Source organism: Sphingobacterium populi, assembly GCF_001586775.1.
GTDB lineage: Bacteria > Bacteroidota > Bacteroidia > Sphingobacteriales > Sphingobacteriaceae > Sphingobacterium > Sphingobacterium populi.
This window is the reverse complement of the sequence record NZ_LQXS01000002.1, coordinates 236510-254876: the sequence shown is the minus strand read 5'-3', so window position 1 is coordinate 254876 and position 18367 is coordinate 236510. Positions and strand designations below refer to the sequence as shown.

The 18367-nt window shown below is 40.6% G+C and carries 16 protein-coding genes; 6 read left to right on the top strand and 10 right to left on the bottom strand.

Annotation, left to right across the window (positions count from 1 at the left end; translation table 11 throughout):
• Positions 1-1438: 1438 nt before the first annotated feature.
• On the top strand, positions 1439-2005 hold the full coding sequence (locus A0125_RS05395) for a YiiX/YebB-like N1pC/P60 family cysteine hydrolase (RefSeq protein WP_066754237.1): 567 nt from the start codon (positions 1439-1441) through the stop codon (positions 2003-2005).
• Between the two features lie 9 nt (positions 2006-2014).
• Here the strand turns inward: A0125_RS05395 and A0125_RS05390 are convergent, their stop codons facing one another.
• Positions 2015-2917, bottom strand: coding sequence for a TIGR01777 family oxidoreductase (locus A0125_RS05390; RefSeq protein ID WP_156472427.1), 903 nt, complete (start codon positions 2915-2917; stop codon positions 2015-2017).
• 171 nt (positions 2918-3088) lie between these two features.
• Entirely contained in the window at positions 3089-5359 is a 2271-nt protein-coding gene (gene katG / locus A0125_RS05385) for a catalase/peroxidase HPI (RefSeq protein ID WP_066753308.1), read from the bottom strand.
• A gap of 204 nt (positions 5360-5563) precedes the next feature.
• On the opposite strand from katG, the gene A0125_RS05380 reads away from it, so the two are divergent.
• The 3 genes from A0125_RS05380 (at position 5564) to A0125_RS05370 (ending at position 8427) form a co-directional block, all read left to right on the top strand.
• The gene (locus tag A0125_RS05380) at positions 5564-6724 is read left to right on the top strand and encodes an NYN domain-containing protein (protein WP_082784914.1); all 1161 of its coding nucleotides are present in this window, start codon (positions 5564-5566) and stop codon (positions 6722-6724) included.
• Positions 6725-7128: 404 nt separating this feature from the next.
• On the top strand, positions 7129-7932 hold the full coding sequence (locus A0125_RS05375; protein ID WP_066753306.1) for a response regulator transcription factor: 804 nt from the start codon (positions 7129-7131) through the stop codon (positions 7930-7932).
• A gap of 138 nt (positions 7933-8070) precedes the next feature.
• Positions 8071-8427 (top strand): diacylglycerol kinase, encoded by a 357-nt coding sequence (locus A0125_RS05370; RefSeq protein ID WP_066753303.1) that lies wholly within the window; start codon positions 8071-8073, stop codon positions 8425-8427.
• A gap of 14 nt (positions 8428-8441) precedes the next feature.
• On the opposite strand, the gene A0125_RS05365 is transcribed toward A0125_RS05370, so the two are convergent.
• From A0125_RS05365 to A0125_RS05345, 5 genes are all read right to left on the bottom strand, one after another.
• Positions 8442-9692, bottom strand: a complete 1251-nt coding sequence (locus A0125_RS05365) for a Glu/Leu/Phe/Val dehydrogenase dimerization domain-containing protein (RefSeq protein WP_066753300.1) — start codon at positions 9690-9692, stop codon at positions 8442-8444.
• Positions 9693-9704: 12 nt separating this feature from the next.
• Positions 9705-10832 carry a 4-hydroxyphenylpyruvate dioxygenase gene (gene hppD, locus A0125_RS05360; protein WP_066753297.1) on the bottom strand — a complete coding sequence of 376 codons (1128 nt, stop codon included), beginning with the start codon at positions 10830-10832 and terminating at the stop codon, positions 9705-9707.
• Between the two features lie 278 nt (positions 10833-11110).
• Positions 11111-12871, bottom strand: a complete 1761-nt coding sequence (locus A0125_RS05355) for an aromatic amino acid hydroxylase (RefSeq protein WP_066753294.1) — start codon at positions 12869-12871, stop codon at positions 11111-11113.
• A 50-nt stretch (positions 12872-12921) separates the two neighbouring features.
• Complete coding sequence (locus tag A0125_RS05350) at positions 12922-13404, bottom strand: glutathione peroxidase (RefSeq protein ID WP_066754235.1); 483 nt, start codon at positions 13402-13404, stop codon at positions 12922-12924.
• Between the two features lie 88 nt (positions 13405-13492).
• A complete protein-coding gene (locus A0125_RS05345) occupies positions 13493-13999 on the bottom strand; it encodes a pyridoxamine 5'-phosphate oxidase family protein (RefSeq protein ID WP_197464800.1) in 507 nt (168 codons plus the stop codon).
• 120 nt (positions 14000-14119) lie between these two features.
• On the opposite strand from A0125_RS05345, the gene A0125_RS05340 reads away from it, so the two are divergent.
• A complete protein-coding gene (locus A0125_RS05340) occupies positions 14120-14407 on the top strand; it encodes a hypothetical protein (protein ID WP_066753289.1) in 288 nt (95 codons plus the stop codon).
• A 74-nt stretch (positions 14408-14481) separates the two neighbouring features.
• Here the strand turns inward: A0125_RS05340 and A0125_RS05335 are convergent, their stop codons facing one another.
• Both A0125_RS05335 and A0125_RS05330 read right to left on the bottom strand, forming a co-directional pair.
• Positions 14482-14949, bottom strand: a complete 468-nt coding sequence (locus tag A0125_RS05335) for a copper resistance protein NlpE (RefSeq protein ID WP_197464799.1) — start codon at positions 14947-14949, stop codon at positions 14482-14484.
• A gap of 127 nt (positions 14950-15076) precedes the next feature.
• On the bottom strand, positions 15077-16360 hold the full coding sequence (locus A0125_RS05330; protein WP_197464798.1) for a sensor histidine kinase: 1284 nt from the start codon (positions 16358-16360) through the stop codon (positions 15077-15079).
• Between the two features lie 166 nt (positions 16361-16526).
• On the opposite strand from A0125_RS05330, the gene A0125_RS05325 reads away from it, so the two are divergent.
• Entirely contained in the window at positions 16527-16832 is a 306-nt protein-coding gene (locus tag A0125_RS05325; protein ID WP_066753281.1) for a hypothetical protein, read from the top strand.
• Between the two features lie 87 nt (positions 16833-16919).
• Here A0125_RS05325 and A0125_RS05320 read toward each other — a convergent pair whose 3' ends face one another.
• Positions 16920-18347, bottom strand: coding sequence for a RagB/SusD family nutrient uptake outer membrane protein (locus tag A0125_RS05320; RefSeq protein ID WP_066753278.1), 1428 nt, complete (start codon positions 18345-18347; stop codon positions 16920-16922).
• Positions 18348-18367: the final 20 nt, after the last annotated feature.

Sequence of the window (18367 nt, the reverse complement as noted above, 5' to 3'; positions counted from 1 at the left end):
AAACACTCCCTTAAAGAGACACCAACAGAGACATTCGCGAACAATCATTAAAAGCATGCAAGTTTAGCGTACTAACGTCACATATCACGAATTATCTATTTTCCATCACTCGACAAAATTCACATTTCTCTCACCTATTTCCTCTAGATCTTGACAGTAGAAATTAATATATTATTTTTCATACCACTGTCAATTAAATCTATAAATAAGCATCAGAAACAATTTATCGAAATAAAAATTTATTGTGGCACAGCCATTTACAAATGCTAATCTAAAAATAATTAATTAATAAAATATCATTAAAGTGAATTTTTTTATAAAAAAGCGAATTGCTATTAGGGTATAAGTAACATATACTGATAAAATTATTGTGTGGCTTAGCTTATAAAAGGATCAAGCAAGAGCAAAAAACCTAGCTGCTATTCGGACAAACTTCACGATAACTTAACAGCAAATTAGTTTTAGCTAATCATGCCAAACATATGTTTGTAGTATAAAATTTAGGTTTATAATTGGTTAGTAAAGATTTTCATTCTCCCCGTTTGAAAATCTTTTTTTTCATTTAGATAGTAATGCATGAAATGATGCGCACATCAATATCATTTTGCATGCTTCTGTAGATTTTTAAGTGTCTCCATAAACTCATTTTTATTCTTGCCGACGGAGTTTAGCATAATGGTAAGAACCAAGTAAATTTTTTATTTAATTTTTTCTCTTGATCATCCATAATTGTTAGAAAGCACCCGTTGGCGTAGCCCCCTAAAAATCAAAACATTTAACGCATTTCACTATGCCAGCATAGCATAGTGAAATGCGTTAAATAGTTCGACACCTGTAAAATTTTCCCACATATTACTCTAAATATCATTTATAGCTAAAACATTTTAGTGACATCGCAAAAATTAAAAATGAGAAAAACTATTGATGTTTACACTTGTAATATGTATCTTTGTGCATTCATAATTTTAGGTTAATAATTGGTTAGTTTAAAGACTTTCAGCCTCCCCGGTTGAAAGTCTTTTTTTTATGTATTCTAACCACTTGAGTAAATAAAAAACAACCCTACTGATACTATCACAATTACCGTTAATATTTATGTCTTAAAACATTGGCATACTTGTTGCGAATGTAGTTCAGAGAAAGACACTAACCCATTTTTTTGAGGGGAATTAAAATTAATATTATCACACCAACTATATAAGAAGGTGGTCATAAACTGGCCACCTCTCTTTATTTTAAAATCGATGCATTTTAGAGTAAACTTGAGTAGCTATATCTGCTAGCTTGCCACACCCATAAGCTTATTTGAGTTTCGCGGATCAAATAGCGATATTTGGCCATGAGATATCTTCGATCCTTTATCTGTATCATAGTGCATTTTACTGCAATCTTACCACTATTTTCACAACAAATATCTTCTTCTAGCGATTTAACAACTGTGATTGAAAACGGTGATTTATTATTTGTAGGAGCTTCAAACGAAAACCTTTCGGGAGCAATAGATCGAGTTACGCAAACCAATTCCTCAACCAATTTCGATCATGTCGCGCTACTAGAAGTAATAGATGACTCTATTTTTGTACTGCACGCCAACACCAGGAATGGATCAGTAAGAGAACCACTGAACAGCTTTTTGTCGCATGATTCCATTTCGCAAAAACAATACGCCGTGTATCGTTTAAAACCAGCATATCAAGCCGCCATCCCTGCTGCATTAGTAGAAGCTAAAAAATGGTTGGGTCTACCATATAATTTTACCTACATCTTGAACGATGAGAGCCTGTATTGTTCAGACCTTATAGAGCGAATCTTCAGAGCAGACCAAATCTTTACACTAGAACCGATGACTTTCTTGGATCCGGCTACGCAAAAGACAGATACCTTCTGGGCCAACTATTATTTTAAAATGAACTTGGAAGTACCTGAAGGCTTGCCGGGTTGTAATCCCAATGGATTAGCCGCCAGCGACAAATTAGAGTTTGTAGCGCAGTGGAAGAATTTGTAGCAAGATTTTCTACAGATGGTCCAAGGTAGGATTCAGAAAAGAGAATCCGGCATCCTCCACTTTTCGAGATGACACGGGAGCATGTTTCAGCAATTCCTGGGATAGTTCGCCTAGGCCAATTTTCAACAATGAAGCTGGTATAGGAATCTGGATTGCGAAAGTAGATTTTTTCTTTAGAAGTTTTTTGGTCAACATTGCTTGCCCTTCGGGTTTGGGCGCGACAGCGTTGAAAGCTCCTGCTAGTGTGGGAGTAACGGCAACAAAAGTATACAAGCGAAGCAGATCTTCCAGACTGATCCAGCTAAATACTTGTTTACCATGGCCGAAGCATGGTGCTACACGAAAAGCAAATGCCTTGCGCATCGCCTTCCACATGCCGCCATCGGGATGCAAAACAAGACCTGTACGTATCCACACAATACGAACCTTGCTGGCTGAAAGTGATTGAGTTGCAGCTTCCCATTCCGCACATACGTGCGCCAAAAAATCGTTCGCAGCTGGATCAGTTTCGATAAAAGATCGCTCGCCAGAAGCAGATCCGTACCAACCGATGGCAGAAGCCGACACAAAAGTCTTTACGTTCTTTCCCATGTTATTGACCCACTGTGTCAATAGCTTCGTACTTTCGGTACGGCTTTCTAACAAGACTTTTTTACGTTGCTTTGTCCAACGCTTTGCCGCAATGTTTGCCCCTGCCAAATGAATAATGGTGTCAATATCCGTAGGCACATCGGAGGATATAAAACTACTTTTAACATCCCATTTACAGTAACGTACTCTCGGTTGTGATTTACTATCGCTTTCATCACGAACCAATACGGTAATCTGTACATCAGGAAATGTGGCCAAGAGATGGTTGATCAATCGACTACCTATAAAGCCGGTTCCACCGGATATGAGGATATTTTTCATCGCTACATTCGTTTTTTCAAATGTGACATACTTGTAGTAATTGTCTTCGTAGTACAACAGCGAATCGCCTGCAATTGTTCGATAGCATCATAGATTGCTGCAATCCATAGTTATTGTATGCTAAAGGCGTAGCAAGTTTGCTACGCCTTTAGCATACAAAATTCAAATGCTTTAATCGAACCGGTCAGCATTCATGATTTTAGTCCAGGCTTTGGCAAAATCCTGCACGAATTTCTGCTTTGCATCGGCACTACCGTATACTTCGGCGATGGCACGTAGTTCAGCATTAGAACCAAAAACCAAATCTGCCCGACTGGCCGTCCAACGAAGCTCGCCGCTGGAGCGGTCGTGTGCTTCGTAGCGTTGTTTATCTGCCGTAACGGCTTTCCATTCGTTTCTCATATCCAACAAATTCACGAAGAAATCGTTACTTAGCACGCCTGGATTAGTTGTAAATACACCATCAGAACTTCCATTATAATTCGCTCCCAATACACGCAATCCACCTACCAGCACGGTAAGTTCGGGACCAGTAAGTCCGAGTAGCTGCGCTCTATCCACCAATAATTCTTCTTGGGATGCGCTGTATTGTTTAGGATGGTAGTTTCTAAATCCATCAGCAATAGGTTCTAGGTATTCAAAAGATTGCACATCAGTCTGTTCTTGCGTGGCATCCATCCGTCCAGGTCGGAATGGTATTTGGATAGCATGGCCCGCAGCCTGCTCTACAGCAGCATCACCAGCCAGTATTATGAGATCTGCTAGCGATATTTTTTTACCATCTGCCTGCGATTGCTCAAAGGAGGTTTGAATCTCTTCTAGTTTGGCCAACACCTTTTGTAATTGGATAGGATTATTAACTTCCCAGTCCTTTTGTGGAGCTAAACGAACCCGAGCACCGTTTGCACCCCCACGTTTATCAGATCCTCGGAAGGTAGATGCCGACGCCCATGCCGTACTAATTAACTGGGTTGGTGTTAGGCCAGAGTGTAATACTTGTTCTTTCAACTTGGCGACATCCTGATCATTGACCAATGGATGATCAACAGCAGGAATAGGATCTTGCCATAACAAGATCTCTGCTGGCACTTCTGGACCAAGATACAATTCCCGAGGCCCCATATCTCGATGGGTTAGTTTAAACCATGCGCGTGAAAACGCATCTGCAAACTCATCTGGGTTCTCATAAAATCTTCTGGAAATCTTTTCATACTCCGGATCAAAACGCAAGGATAAATCGGTAGTCAACATGGTCGGCGCATGCTTCTTACCTTCTACAAATGCATCAGGAATAATATTTTCAGCATTTTTCGCCACCCATTGGTGTGCTCCTGCTGGACTTTTGGTAAGCTCCCACTCAAAGCCGAAAAGATTCTCGAAAAAATTATTTCCCCATTTCGTAGGCGTAGTTGTCCAAGTGACTTCCAATCCACTGGTAATCGTATCACCACCTTTTCCGGATCCAAAACTATTTTGCCACCCCAGTCCTTGCATTTCTAAGCCAGCCGCTTCTGGTTCGACACCCACGTGATCGTCAGCTGGTGCTGCGCCATGCGTTTTACCAAACGTGTGTCCACCAGCGATCAATGCTACAGTTTCTTCATCATTCATGGCCATGCGGCCAAATGTATCGCGAATATCTTTGGCTGCGAGAATAGGATCCGGATTGCCATCAGGCCCTTCCGGATTCACATAGATTAACCCCATTTGTACTGCAGCCAGTGGTTTTTCTAGATTTCGAGAATGCACATCACCATCGGCATCGTCGTCAGATACTACAACGCCGTGTTGTTTATCTGCTCCGTCGGATCCATGACCATAGCGTAAATCTCCGCCAAGCCAGGTGGTTTCTGATCCCCAGTACACATCCTCATCAGATTCCCATACATCTGCTCGGCCACCTGCAAATCCAAAAGTTTTGAAGCCCATAGACTCTAGCGCCACATTACCTGTTAATATCAAAAGGTCTGCCCAAGAAATATGGCGACCATATTTCTGCTTAATTGGCCATAACAAGCGACGTGCCTTATCTAAACTGACATTATCAGGCCAACTATTTAATGGCGCAAAACGTTGTTGCCCAGAGCCTGCGCCACCACGACCATCTCCTACGCGATACGTGCCTGCACTATGCCAGGCCATACGAACGAAAAGTGGACCGTAATGGCCGAAATCTGCAGGCCACCAATCTTGTGAATCGGTCATCAAAGCGTGTAAATCTTTTTTTACCGCTTCAAGATCCAAACTATTGAATGCATCTGCATAGTTAAAATCAGGATCCATCGGATCGGACAAGGCAGAATGCTGCCTTAAGATATTTAATTTAAGTTGCTTTGGCCACCAGTCTTTATTAGCTGTACCATGCCCTGCTACTGCTTTCGTCGACGCTCCATTACCATTATGAAATGGGCATTTTCCTAAATCGTTCGATTCTCTTTCCATTTGTATAACGTATGATTTAATAAATTTTATCCCTCATGCACTTCAATCTTCATAAAGATATGATAATATGTAAATTAATGAAAATCAATTAACTCGATAGTGATATAGCCAAAAACTATTCACTACAGTCTTATGTATACGCCCGCTTGCAGGTTACCGCTTTTACAACTACCTTTAATCGCACGTATACTTACGAATTATATCATGGCGGATCGCAAAGACCAGAAAATAGCAATGTTAATAGACGCGGACAACGTGTCTTACAAAAAAATAGAAGAAATTTTAAACGAGGTCAATCGCTACGGTGTACCCTCCATCAAACGAATTTATGGTGACTGGACCAGTCCATTTGTAGAGAATTGGAAATCTAGTTTACTAACGCATGCCATCACCCCCATACAGCAGTATAGTTATACACAGGGCAAGAATTCTACCGATTCAGCACTGATAATTGACGCGATGGACATTCTTCATTCGGATCGAGTTGATGGATTTTGTATCGTGTCTAGCGATAGCGATTTTACGCGCTTAGCTACTCGACTACGCGAATCCGGCAAACTAGTTATCGGCATTGGCGAACGCAAAACGCCAAAGCCTTTTATCGCATCCTGCGATAAATTCATCTACGTGGAGATCCTAGACCACAAGTCGGCGTCTAAAAAGAAAACAACCGACAATACCGCGCCTACGACTGGTAATAAACCAACACCAAGACCGGCAACCAAAGAAAGTACTCCTTTAGATGAAGACACATTATTATTACTAAAAGATACGGTAGATGATACAGCAGATGAGAGCGGATGGGCCTTTTTGGGAGAAATCGGTAATCTGCTCATCAAGCGCAAACCTGATTTCGATGCGCGAAATCACGGCTTCGAAAAGATATCGCATCTCTTTAAATCGCGAAAAGCTGATTTCGAAGTGGATGAAAGAACCACAGAAAAATCAAAAAATAAGCTGTACTATGTACGTAATATCTTAGGGAATGAAGCAACCACCGAAGTAGCTGAAGCCCCCGCAGCGGTAGCAGAAACAGAACCCGTCATGGATTATATCACGCTGCCATCAGCAGGAAATAAAATCAGTGCAGATGATGTCAGAAAACATCAAATACGAATTACGAAAGAGCTAAAATATTTCTTCCCAGCACGTGCACGCAAAATCACGATCGTTATTAAAGACAAATTTGAATGTACACTATCGCATCGGAGAGATCGATCGGATGTATTAAACCTAGGTAAAGATGCTGCTGCGCAGTTGGGTCTAGTGGAAGGGGCAACATTTGTTGTAAATAAAGTGAATGAAACAACGTACCGCATGTCCAATAGCAACGATATAATTACCCATGATGTTAAAAAAAGTTAAGCAATGAACTTGACTGTACTATTTCAGAATTACATGCGTTCTATAGGCAGTAGTAATTTTTTCATAATAGGTTAATAATTGGTTAGTTAGTTTAGAAGTCCTGAAGTTCCCCACTTCAGGACTTCTTTTTTTGATTGACTGCATGGAAGCGATACTATGAAGTGGTAATAAATACGTGTTTTGCAAAAACACAAGAATTAAACACATAAAAAACTGAAATTTCTTACATATGGCACAAATATTGTTTTCATCATAGTGTTTGGTTAATAATTGGTTTGTCGAAAGTCTTGAAGCTCCCATTTCAGGACTTTCTTTTTTTTCTATAGTCGTACTCCTCGTTTCAAATCACCAACCGCCTTTTGGAGAAATTTGATATATTTGTTGTAGAGCTACCTTATAAATCTATGATAAATTCGATGCACCCTACTGAGGCAACCATCGTAATTGCCGATGACCATCAAGAAATTTTGGACTTTATAGCCGATGACCTGGAAGAGCAATACCGTGTAATAAAAATGACTAACGGTCAAGAAGCCTTGGATTATATCAAACTATATCCGGTAGATCTTATCGTTAGCGATTTAATAATGCCCATCATGGATGGCTATGAGTTATGCACCGCTATAAAGGATGATTTGCAGTACAGCCATATCCCATTTATTATGCTTACGGCAAAGAATAGCTTGCAATCCAAAATTGAAGGATTAGAATTTGGCGCTGATGCTTATATCGAAAAGCCTTTCTCACCAACCTTCTTACAAGCTCAAATTTCTAGCTTACTGCGAAATCGCAAATCTTTGCGGGCGCATTATGATGCTACTCCCCCTGCCCAATCAGATGTCGACGCGGAGGCAACCGGCGATCAGTTGTTTTTGCAGAAATTGAATACACTTATCTTAGAAAACATGTCCGAGCAAACTTTATGTGTGGATATGCTGGCAGAACGAATGTGCATGAGCAGGCCGACTTTATATCGCAAAATTAAGGCTCTTTCTGATCTGTCACCCAATGAATTAATCAATATCACGAGATTAAAAAAAGCTGCTCAGTTGCTAACAAACCATGGATATAAGGTGTACGAAATTGCTAATAAATTAGGTTTTAGCACTCCGTCACACTTCACCCGAAACTTTCAAAAACAATTTGGCATCAGTCCGAAAGAGTTTATTATTAAGATGAAGAAAAATGCATCGTCATCTCATAATTAGCTGAAAATATCTGTGAAATATTTAAACCATGAAACGTAATTATTCCATGCTGCTGCAGAAAATTTTCACAATCCGGAATCTTGAGCATTGGAATGAAAATATTCTGATATTAGGCGTCAATTAAACAATTGGGAGCAGATGAGACGACTAATCGCAAGCATTCAGTATGCAGTACAAGGATTACGTACTGTATTCACGCAGGAAGCGAATTTCAGGATACATCTCATCATTATGCTATTAGTGATCGCTTTAGGTTTGATGCTATCCCTCTCCGCAGTAGAATGGACGATAATCACTTTAAGCGCTGGATTGGTGATCAGTATGGAATGTATCAACTCCGCATTAGAATATCTGGCCGACTTTGTGTCGTCCGATATACATCCACAAATTAAAAAAGTAAAAGATGCAGCCGCCGCCGCTGTACTAGTCACGGCAATAAGTGCTGCTGCTGTCGGGCTATTCATTTTTATACCCAAGATTTCGAATCTTCTTTGATTTCGTGTTATGCATTAGCTTAACACCGTAGCTTCGTTATTAACCAGTTGTCTCAGCGCTACTTCGTAAGCCTTAGAGGATAACATTATTTTCTGGGAATTCTCATTTCTGATTTTTTGCAAAGCCGTAAAGATTACCTGAGATACATCTGTGAAGAGAGCTTGATCGCTAATTTCGATATTAGGTTGCATTAAATAGGAAAACACACGTGCCATGCCACAATTAGCAATAAAATCTGGTATAACCGCAACATGCCGATCTGCAAATTCCATCACTGGGCCGTAGAATATCTCACGATCGGCGAAGGGAACATTGGCACCAGAGGATATCAGTTCCAATCCGTTAGCAATTAGGCTTTCTACATTACTTTGAGAAACTAGTCGTGATGCAGCCGCAGGCACAAAAATCTGTGCTCCAATTTGCCAAATCTCTTCGTTTATCTCCTCGTATGGTCTTAACAGTGGAGACAACAGCATATTGCCATCGCGCTCTAGAAAAAGTTTTTTAATTTCTTCTAACGTGAACCCTTCCGTGGCAATAAGTCCGCCTACGCGATCGATGATTCCTACAATTTTTACTCCCATTCTGGCCAGATAGAATGCCGCAGAAGCCGCAACATTTCCCCAACCTTGTATAATTGCACGCTTGCCTACACAGGAACCATCGTATAGGGTATAAAAATGCTGGATTGATTGTGCCACGCCATAGCCCGTAATCATGTCAGCGACTCGATACTTTCTTTTCAGATCCGGAGAATACTGCACATCTTCTATTACTTTAGAAACACCATATCGAAGTTGGCCAATTTGATGGATACGCGCATTTTCTTGCACGTTGAAATGTCCGCTCAATATCCCTTCTTGTGGATGCCACAAACCATACTTTTCGGTAAGCGGAATCACATCATGAATTTCGTCGACATTCAGATCACCTCCCGTACCATAATAGGCTTTTAATAATGGTGTAACTGCTTTAAACCAGCGCTTCAATACGCCATCGCGCCTAGGGTCAGTGGGATTGAAATTTATTCCTGATTTTGCACCACCAATTGCTGGCCCAGAAACCGTGAATTTCACCTCCATGGTTTTTGCGAGACCTACTACTTCTTCACGATCGAGTCCCAAACGCATTCTTGTACCACCACCTGCTGCACCTCCACGCAATGAATTGATTACAATCCATCCTTCTGCATCTGTCTCAGTGTCTTTCCACTCGAAGATGATTTCGGGACGTGTATGCTCGAATGTCGACATTAAATCTTTCATATGTGCTCACAATTATAAATTACCTCTTAGTTCCTGTTCGCGTTCGATTGCTTCAAACAAGGCCTTAAAATTTCCAGCACCAAAACTTTGCGCTCCACGCCGTTGAATTATCTCATAAAACAAGGTTGGACGATCCTCTATTGGTTTAGTGAAGATCTGCAATAAATAACCTTCCTCATCCCGATCAACCATGATTCCTAACGCTTTGAGTATTTGTATCTCCTCTTCAATTGCCCCTACACGATCAGGCAGCATGTCATAATAGCTATCAGGCGGCGGCGACAAAAATTCCACACCTCTTGATTTTAATGCTCGAACAGTCGCTACGATATCATGAGTGGCTAATGCTGCATGTTGCACACCTTCTCCTTCATAAAATTCTAGATATTCTTCAATCTGAGATTTCTTTTTCCCCTCCGCCGGTTCGTTGATCGGGAATTTTACAAACCCATTGCCATTGCTCATAACTTTGCTCATCAACGCAGAATATTCGGTGTTAATTTGCTTATCATCGAAGGATAAGATGTTGACAAATCCCATTACATTCTGATACCATTCGACCATATGATTCATGCGATCCCAACCTACATTTCCAACACAATGATCCACATACAATAAACCTGTTTCTATTGGATTATAATCGCTTTCCCAATGCTTATAACCAGGCATAAACGATCCACGATAATCTTTACGCTCTACGAATAAATGTACTGTTTCGCCGTAAGTATATATTCCCGCCATACGTACCGCACCATGTTCGTCGGTTAATACTTGCGGCTCTTGGTATGCACGAGCACCACGCTTTACTGTTTCTTCAAATGCTTTATAGGCGTCATCTACCCACAAAGCCAATATTTTGACGCCGTCGCCGTGCTTCTTAACATGCTCAGAAATTGGATGTTCGGATCGTAGTGCAGTCGTCAGTACAATCCTGATTTTGTTTTGTCTTAGTACGTAAGAACAGCGATCTCGAACACCGGTTTCGGGACCAGCGTAGGCTTCGGATTGAAAGCCGAATGCAGTCTTGTAAAAATGTGCGGCTTGCTTAGCATTGCCTACATAAAATTCGATGTGATCAGTACCATTGATCGGCAAAAAATCTGCTGCTTGAGAGATTTTTTGGGCAAAAGTTTGAGTCATGATTTTGGATTTAAATTGTATTACCGTACATAAGTAATCATCTACTGTAAAACGAAAAATAGGGGAAAAGCAACTCGAACAGCATTTGCTCGAGTAGGGTACTAAAGGTTAGTGTTGGGCAAAAACCATATCGGCTAGTATATTCTTACGAAATAGAGCCAAACCGAGGGAACGAATTATAATCGTTAGAATATTGAGCGCTGTCATAAATATTATATGCACAAATATAATTAATTTACATTTTAAAATATAATATTAATTATAAAATAATTAAATATCTAATATAATACTATTTTGATATTATCATTGTGAGCTAGACGTATACCATCGTTGATCAACTTCTGGATTAGAGGTGTGTTATTGGATAGATTTATTAGTAAGTCTTCGATGCGTGCGGCAGCTTTCACATTCCTACTATCTAATGCCAATTCTAGTAACTCGACTAGAGCAAGCCAGTTCTGGTTGAGTACGGCGATATGATCATCGAGAAATTGCTCAAAATTTATAGTCGTAGCTTGCTCCCTGATAGTACGTATCGTAGCATAAAGCGCAGCTAATTCCTGCTCTTTGCCACTATGAGCGAGATTTTCAGTTTTATGAACAGATATTGTAATCTTGGGATCAAAAGTGGATTTATCAGCAGCTCCCGAGTATACTGAAACAATCTGCTCACCAACTGCCATATCGTACCTGCCCCATGCAGGCTCAAAATAAATTTCTCCACTGCCAATATCCCGCACAGTACAATCACTAAAACTTAGCAGGCACAATTTCGATTTATAAAAAATATGGTCGATCAACTTACCACGTACTTGAATTCCTGATTTAAAGTTAATTTCCGCCATTTCACCTGCAATCAGACCTATTTTTTTTAGATCTTGCAACTGACAATCTTCCAAACCCCGTTCTGAGCCAATTATAGATCCCACAGGACTTCCAAAACCCTCCGGATGTTGTATTTTGCCATGATCACTCAATTGCTGATTGTCAATGGCAAGTGCTGTCGGACCTATTGTACCTATATAAGATAGCTGTTGCGGGTTTCCAGCTTGTAGAAATGTACCAGAAACTTGTAATCCTGAGCTATAAACACATGTACATGTATTACCACTAGCTATGGCCAAATCAACTCCATATTTTCCCCCTCTTCTAAAAGACATCCTATCGGCAAACTCGTCTAAAACTTTTCGTAAATGCGCAAAATCTGGAGTAACGAATAATTGAGGTTGCTCTGTCGTAATATCATATGAGTAAGCTATAGCATCGATCGTGTACGCTAACTTAGGAACATCCGACTGCATGCAGTTCGCGCTTTCGCCAATAGACGATAATAATCCCGCGCCATAAATTTTAGGGTTTTCGATGGTGCCGATCAACCCATATTCCACTGTCCACCAGTGCAATCTACTGAGCAGTGCCATTTCTGATGGCTCGCCCATATTTTCCTGGATATTGTTCAATACTGAATTTGCAGCTTCCAGCTCATCGCTAGTGACATCTGTGCGTTCTTTCAAGATTGATAGATGGCGAATGGCTTCATAAAGTTGAAAATCTTGTGCAGAGTACATCGCTTTACTGCCTACTTCACCAAAATATTGCAAGTAATCAGCATACTCTTGTTCGCCGATTATAGGCGCATGGCCAGACGATTCATGGATGATATCCGGAGCGGGCGTATATTCTATATGTTTTAGTTGGCGAATATCTGCCGCAATTACCAGTACACGATGTGCTTGAAATTCCATAAACGCCGATGGTGGAATAAAGCCATCGACCGTGACAGCTCCCCAACCAATTTGTGACAAGCTATCATTCATAGTTTGTAAATCAGGAATTTGCTCAATACTCAAACCTGCCTTACGCAAACCTGGGATATATGGATAGTAGGCTACGTCTTTTAAGTATGCGTAGTTTTGCCGCATTACATAGCGCCAAACGGCTTGATCAATGGCGGTATAGCGCTGATAATTTTGCGGCACTACAAATTGCCTAAGGTGTGCAGGCAAATTTTTGAGTACCGGATTATTGTACGTATTCATTTAAAAATAATTAAACACCAATTTAACTATTTTTTTAACCAATTGGCAAATTATATTCCCAATAGTTTTACTATGTGCCGTTCTATCGCATCTGGCTTGGCTAATGGTGAGAATCGCTTAATAGGCACGCCATCTTTATCGATCAAAAATTTGGTAAAGTTCCACTTTATGCGCTTACCAAAAGTTCCGGGCAGTTGTTCTTTAAGAAAGGCAAAAACGGGATGTGTATTTGGTCCATTCACATCTGATTTTGCCATTAACTGGAAGGTGACACCGTGATTTTTCTGACAGGTATGCGCCATACTTTCATTAGTTTCAGGTTCTTGATTTGCAAATTGATCGCAAGGAAAACCTAATACCACCAATCCTTTTTTGGCATATAGTTGATGTAACCTTTCTAAGCCTTCAAACTGTGGTGCAAGTCCACATTTGGTTGCTGTATTCACAATAAGAACCACTTTACCCTTTAAGCTTTCCATTAGCAATGGATCCCCAGCGGGTTTTGCTGCACTCAAATTATAAAATGTAGTCATAATTTCTAAATTAGCACAAAAAGCCAGATATGTCATACAGACAAAATCTGGCTTTTATAGTTGTTACGTAAAATGTCGCTAAAGGATTTTAGACATTAAGATCACCTTGACGCCCGACGTCTTTTTTGGCACCTGTAACTGCGCTGGCAGCGACTTTAAAGAAGGTGACCAACTTATTGGATTTGGTATCCCAGTAGTGAGCCTCATCTGGCACTACGCGCAATACGCGAATATTCGGATCCTCTTTTCCTTTTTCAAACCATCCTTCGATCATTTTATTCCAGTATTTATCAATACGGTCTTGATCTCTCGATATTTCAGCATGACCGTTGATGCTCAGAAAGCTATAGTTGCTTACGTCAGAATACAACAGACTAACTTTATCATTAGCCTCTAGGTGTATATGCGTGTCACTTTCTGCTGAAAATAGGAACCAGATGCTCCCAGAATCGTCTACTTCTTGGCGGCTCATTGGCACAGCGTGCACAAAAGTACTTGCTGTTGGGTAGCTGCCCAGCATTCCAATATCGATTTTGTCCACTAATTCTTTCAGTTTATCTATAGCTTCTTGGTTGTGAAGATTTTCTGTACTCATATCTATTTTGATTGTTTGATAGGATAACAATTGGGACAAAAATTTGTTGGAATACCATTCATAAAAATCAAATACTGCGAATAGTTGTTTATCCAATAGCATACATTAAACCTAGAAGACATGACACAAGAAGAAGCACTGGAAAAAGGAAAAGCCTACTATAAAAAGCACGTAGCTGGAAATAGTATCGAGGAAGAAAAAGGATTCCACATGGTAGAAGATACGGATGATTATTCGATTTTCTTGGATAATAATACGGCCGATATATCGGATCCCGCACTTTTATCCATCGGGGATGCCGATGGACACGAAAAGTTTTTGGAGCGCTATCAACACATTGAGGATAACAGTGCTTATTGCGAAACCATCGGATCGAGTATGTATCGCGTTTGTGCGATTCCAAAGTAGTCCGTATATAAAAGGGGCGCATTCAGATGCGCCCCTTTTAAAATTATTATACTAACCAGAAGGAAGTGTACGATCTACTCGATTGGTAGTTCTACTTCTTTGATCTTGTTTAAGACATAGTGCGGTGCAAGCTCGGAAGTGATTTCTTGCTCATCTTCATCAAGCTGTTTGATGTCGTTTTTACCGATCTTAAATTTTAGATTCACCTCTGTTCCTTTTAGATGAGCCACTTTACCACCATCATGCCACATGATTCTTCCATTATCATCGACTTTCTGATCACGATCTTCATAGTCTTGTGTGATTCGAAACGTGTCATTGTTGTTTAGCACCACTGTGGTTTTGATACCCGGACAATCCGCACAAGGTACTACGCCTTCATAAGTACCTGGCCAATCACCTACGGTTTCGGCCATCGGTGCGGAACCATCTTCTGCTGTAGATGCTGCACTCTCAGCTGGATCATCTGCGTTTTCTGTTTTGGATTGCCCGCATCCTGTCACGAGGGCTATACCTAGCAAATAAATAAAAATGTATCTCATAACGATTCGTTTTAGCTCTACCATTTACAAATTCCTTGCCATAAGCTGATGAAAGAATTCATCGCAAGTCGAGATGAGATAACGCATAATTTTCTAAAAAACTACGCAAACGTATACTATAGAAACACTAAGTATCTATCTGCATGGGAAAACCAACTGTAAATCGACTTCCGTATCCCGGCACACTTTCTACTTTCACGATGCCGTTATTATGCTTGATTAATTCGTGACAAAGAAGTAGTCCCAATCCAGCGCCTGGCTCATTGTCTGTCCCGAGGGATCGTTCTTGTATTGTGTGAAACAAGTATTCAGCTTGATCCTTTTCCATGCCAATGCCGTTATCTTGTATATGAATAAATCCATAGCCCATATCTTTCGATACCGATATTTTCACAAAATCATTAGAGTTACTAAATTTAATGGCATTGCTAAGTACATTTCGCAAAATAATCATCAGATGGTCCGGATCGACATACAACGGGAAATATCGATCGACATCTGCGATTATTTTTATCCTTTTAGAGTCGCTCGAGGCTTGAATGAGCGGGATTAAATTATCTACCACTTCAGCAACCTGAGTCGTAGCATTCAGCTTTTGCTGCCCGCGCATACTCCTACTGCTCCAGCTCAATATATCGTCTAATACTTCTTTTTGCTTTGCAATTTGTTTTTGTAATTGCAAGATATATTCTTCCGATACCGAGCCATTAATCACTTGTTGGTGTAGCAGAAAGACCATATCTTCTAGCATGGAAAATGGACTTCGAACATCATGAGCAACGATGGACATGATCCTTTCTTTGTCTTGGTTTAAAATCTGTAACCTTTGCCGTTGCTCTTCAATCTGCATCACATTATTATAAATAATATTTTTGAAGAAATGCACAGCTACCACAATAAAGAAAAGTGACCCAATGGTATTGATTAGAATTCGGCTTTTGGGCACGTGATCCGTCAGTAAAAGTTCTGGCGGAAAAAGCTTTATAGATACAATCCCAGCGATAACCAATCCGCCCATAAACCATTGTATTGTTCGATTATCGTAAAGCAACATGCAAACGATCATGATGCACAGCAGAAAATTTTCACCGGCATTACCATAGAACAAGGCTCCAAAATAAAAGAAGAAGAAATTGACTCCTAATAGGATGAATTTAGCAAACTCATGCTTCTTATAATACTGTAAAAATAGGATGAAAACACAGGAAATGCCATTGGAAAAATTTATGAGCGACAAGAGATAGCGACCTTCATATAAGTTAACAAGCGCAAATACAAACATTGCCGGAATACATATGATGGCAATTAGATTTACCATATGCACACGTTTTACTTCCATGTAAGCCATTTGATGGTTAACTCCCAGGTGAGATAGCATCCGCCATAAGCGCGAGAATATCGTCTTATTCATAATTTTCGGTGCAAAAATAGCGATTCTAGCGAAAAATTGTGTATACATTTTCAAGCTTCATACAAAACTGATATTGAGTTTACATTTTGCTTGGCTAAAGGCTATCGCCTAGCTTCGAGCAAACATATTTGTTCTAATGCCGTTGTAAAGAATAAACAGAGATACTATGAAAAAACAGATCAACATCGATGTCGCTTCATTTTACCAATCTGACTACCAGCACCTTTCTTGGAGTATAGAAGATGGTCAAGAGTCGGGAAAATCAGTGCTAGAGGGAAGCCAATCGGGAGCAACTTCCATCAGCGACGCATTAGCAAAACATTTGCAACAGATCGGCCAATCCCTTCGAGAATCGGATAGCTTAAGTGACTACGATATGTCTTTGTCGTTTGACGAAGGGATGGAAGATCAGCAAAAAGATGAGTTTACAGCGGCTTTTAATGATTCTAATACGCGAGACGAATCGTTTTAATAATGCCCGTTTTTATACAACGGCACCAATATCAAAGCCACCAATCTACCGATTGGTGGCTTTGATATTTGCAATAGTTAAGGAAGATTATGATGGATTATAGCCCGGATTTTGAACCAAGGTAGGATCTACTTGGAACTGTGCGGCTGGTATTGGATAAATAAAATATTGCTCGTTGGTCAACGTACTATATTTCGATAACGCCAATCCGGTACGACAGTAGTCGAACCACGTTTCGCCTTCAAACATTAATTCTTTTTCTTTCTCTTCCTGAATAGCGACAATGTACTCGTCGAGGCTCGTATAGCTGCCGATTGGCTGCAATACGCCCGCGCGCGCTTGTACTGCTGCTAAGGACTGATAAGAAGCATTGCTCACGGCATTGTCGACACGCGCTCGTGCCTCTGCGTGAATAAGATATACTTCTGCCAAACGAATTAAGGGAAAATTCTGCGTAGCCGGCACTATGTTCGGATATTTGGCGATGTACCAACGATCTGTAAGATCTGCACGCGTACCCAATCGTACCGTTGCCGCTTTTCTAATGTCCAATGAATCGTACAAATTGGCGACCACATTGCCTCTGGCAAAAGTACGGTTACCGTCGTTGTCTCCAATTTCGTTGGCCCAAGGATTGGTAGCTTGCTCGTCAAATTGCAGTTCGAAAATAGATTCTGTGGTATTTTCTGTTTGCCAGATATTGATATAATTATCCACCAGATTGAAACCACCATTTTGAATTACATCTTCCGATAATCGTACCGCCTCGCTATAATCATTGCTAAACTTCGTGGCATGATATAAGTATACTTTGGCTAGTAATGCCTTTGCTGCCCAACGATTCGCTCTACCCTTTTGAGCTAAACCCGATCCGGCAGAAAGCGGCAATATCTCGACAGCTCGTGTTAGGTCTTCGATGATTTGAGTATATAATTGCTCCGTATTGGCTTGCGGAGCGTACTCGTCGGTCTGCTCGCCAGAAGGCGTAAGCTCCAACGGAACATTGCCAAATGCGCGCGCCAAGAAAAAATAGTGTAAAGCTCGTATGAACCTGGCTTCGCCCTCCAACTGACCTTTTCGCTCATCGCTTATCACCGCAGCATCCATTTGAGGTACCATCATAATAATGCCGTTTGCTGCATTAATCGTTTGATAACTTACCTGCCACATATTCGCTAACCAGATATTGGAGGGTGGTAGTGGCTGTGAGGTTCCACCATCGGGATTGATGATACCATGCGTAGCAAAATTTTCGAACTCGGGAAAGCTACTCACATGTGCCAGATGATTGGCCGAGAACTCTGGAATCATGAGTATAGCTTGACCATAAGAGAAGCTATTCATCATAGAGCGATACATACCATTGACCGCTGCATTAGCGCTTTCTTCTGAGGTAAAGATACTTTCGGGAGAACGCTGTGCTACGGGCATTCGATCTAAAAAATCGTTGCAGGATGTCGTAAAAATGGTCACGAAAAGGGCGAAGAATAAAACGGCTGTATTTTTAGTTTTCATATTGTTCAAAGCTAATGCGT

Excerpts from the sequence above, each read along its gene's own strand:
- A0125_RS05390 (WP_156472427.1), bottom strand. The coding sequence starts at position 2,917 with ATGAAAAATATCCTCATATCCGGTGGAACCGGCTTTATAGGTAGTCGA.
- katG (WP_066753308.1), bottom strand. The coding sequence starts at position 5,359 with ATGGAAAGAGAATCGAACGATTTAGGAAAATGCCCATTTCATAATGGT.
- A0125_RS05380 (WP_082784914.1), top strand. The coding sequence starts at position 5,564 with ATGGCGGATCGCAAAGACCAGAAAATAGCAATGTTAATAGACGCGGAC.
- A0125_RS05375 (WP_066753306.1), top strand. The coding sequence starts at position 7,129 with ATGATAAATTCGATGCACCCTACTGAGGCAACCATCGTAATTGCCGAT.
- A0125_RS05370 (WP_066753303.1), top strand. The coding sequence starts at position 8,071 with ATGAGACGACTAATCGCAAGCATTCAGTATGCAGTACAAGGATTACGT.
- A0125_RS05365 (WP_066753300.1), bottom strand. The coding sequence starts at position 9,692 with ATGAAAGATTTAATGTCGACATTCGAGCATACACGTCCCGAAATCATC.
- hppD (WP_066753297.1), bottom strand. The coding sequence starts at position 10,832 with ATGACTCAAACTTTTGCCCAAAAAATCTCTCAAGCAGCAGATTTTTTG.
- A0125_RS05355 (WP_066753294.1), bottom strand. The coding sequence starts at position 12,871 with ATGAATACGTACAATAATCCGGTACTCAAAAATTTGCCTGCACACCTT.
- A0125_RS05350 (WP_066754235.1), bottom strand. The coding sequence starts at position 13,404 with ATGACTACATTTTATAATTTGAGTGCAGCAAAACCCGCTGGGGATCCA.
- A0125_RS05345 (WP_197464800.1), bottom strand. The coding sequence starts at position 13,999 with ATGAGTACAGAAAATCTTCACAACCAAGAAGCTATAGATAAACTGAAA.
- A0125_RS05340 (WP_066753289.1), top strand. The coding sequence starts at position 14,120 with ATGACACAAGAAGAAGCACTGGAAAAAGGAAAAGCCTACTATAAAAAG.
- A0125_RS05335 (WP_197464799.1), bottom strand. The coding sequence starts at position 14,949 with ATGAGATACATTTTTATTTATTTGCTAGGTATAGCCCTCGTGACAGGA.
- A0125_RS05330 (WP_197464798.1), bottom strand. The coding sequence starts at position 16,360 with ATGAATAAGACGATATTCTCGCGCTTATGGCGGATGCTATCTCACCTG.
- A0125_RS05325 (WP_066753281.1), top strand. The coding sequence starts at position 16,527 with ATGAAAAAACAGATCAACATCGATGTCGCTTCATTTTACCAATCTGAC.
- A0125_RS05320 (WP_066753278.1), bottom strand. The coding sequence starts at position 18,347 with ATGAAAACTAAAAATACAGCCGTTTTATTCTTCGCCCTTTTCGTGACC.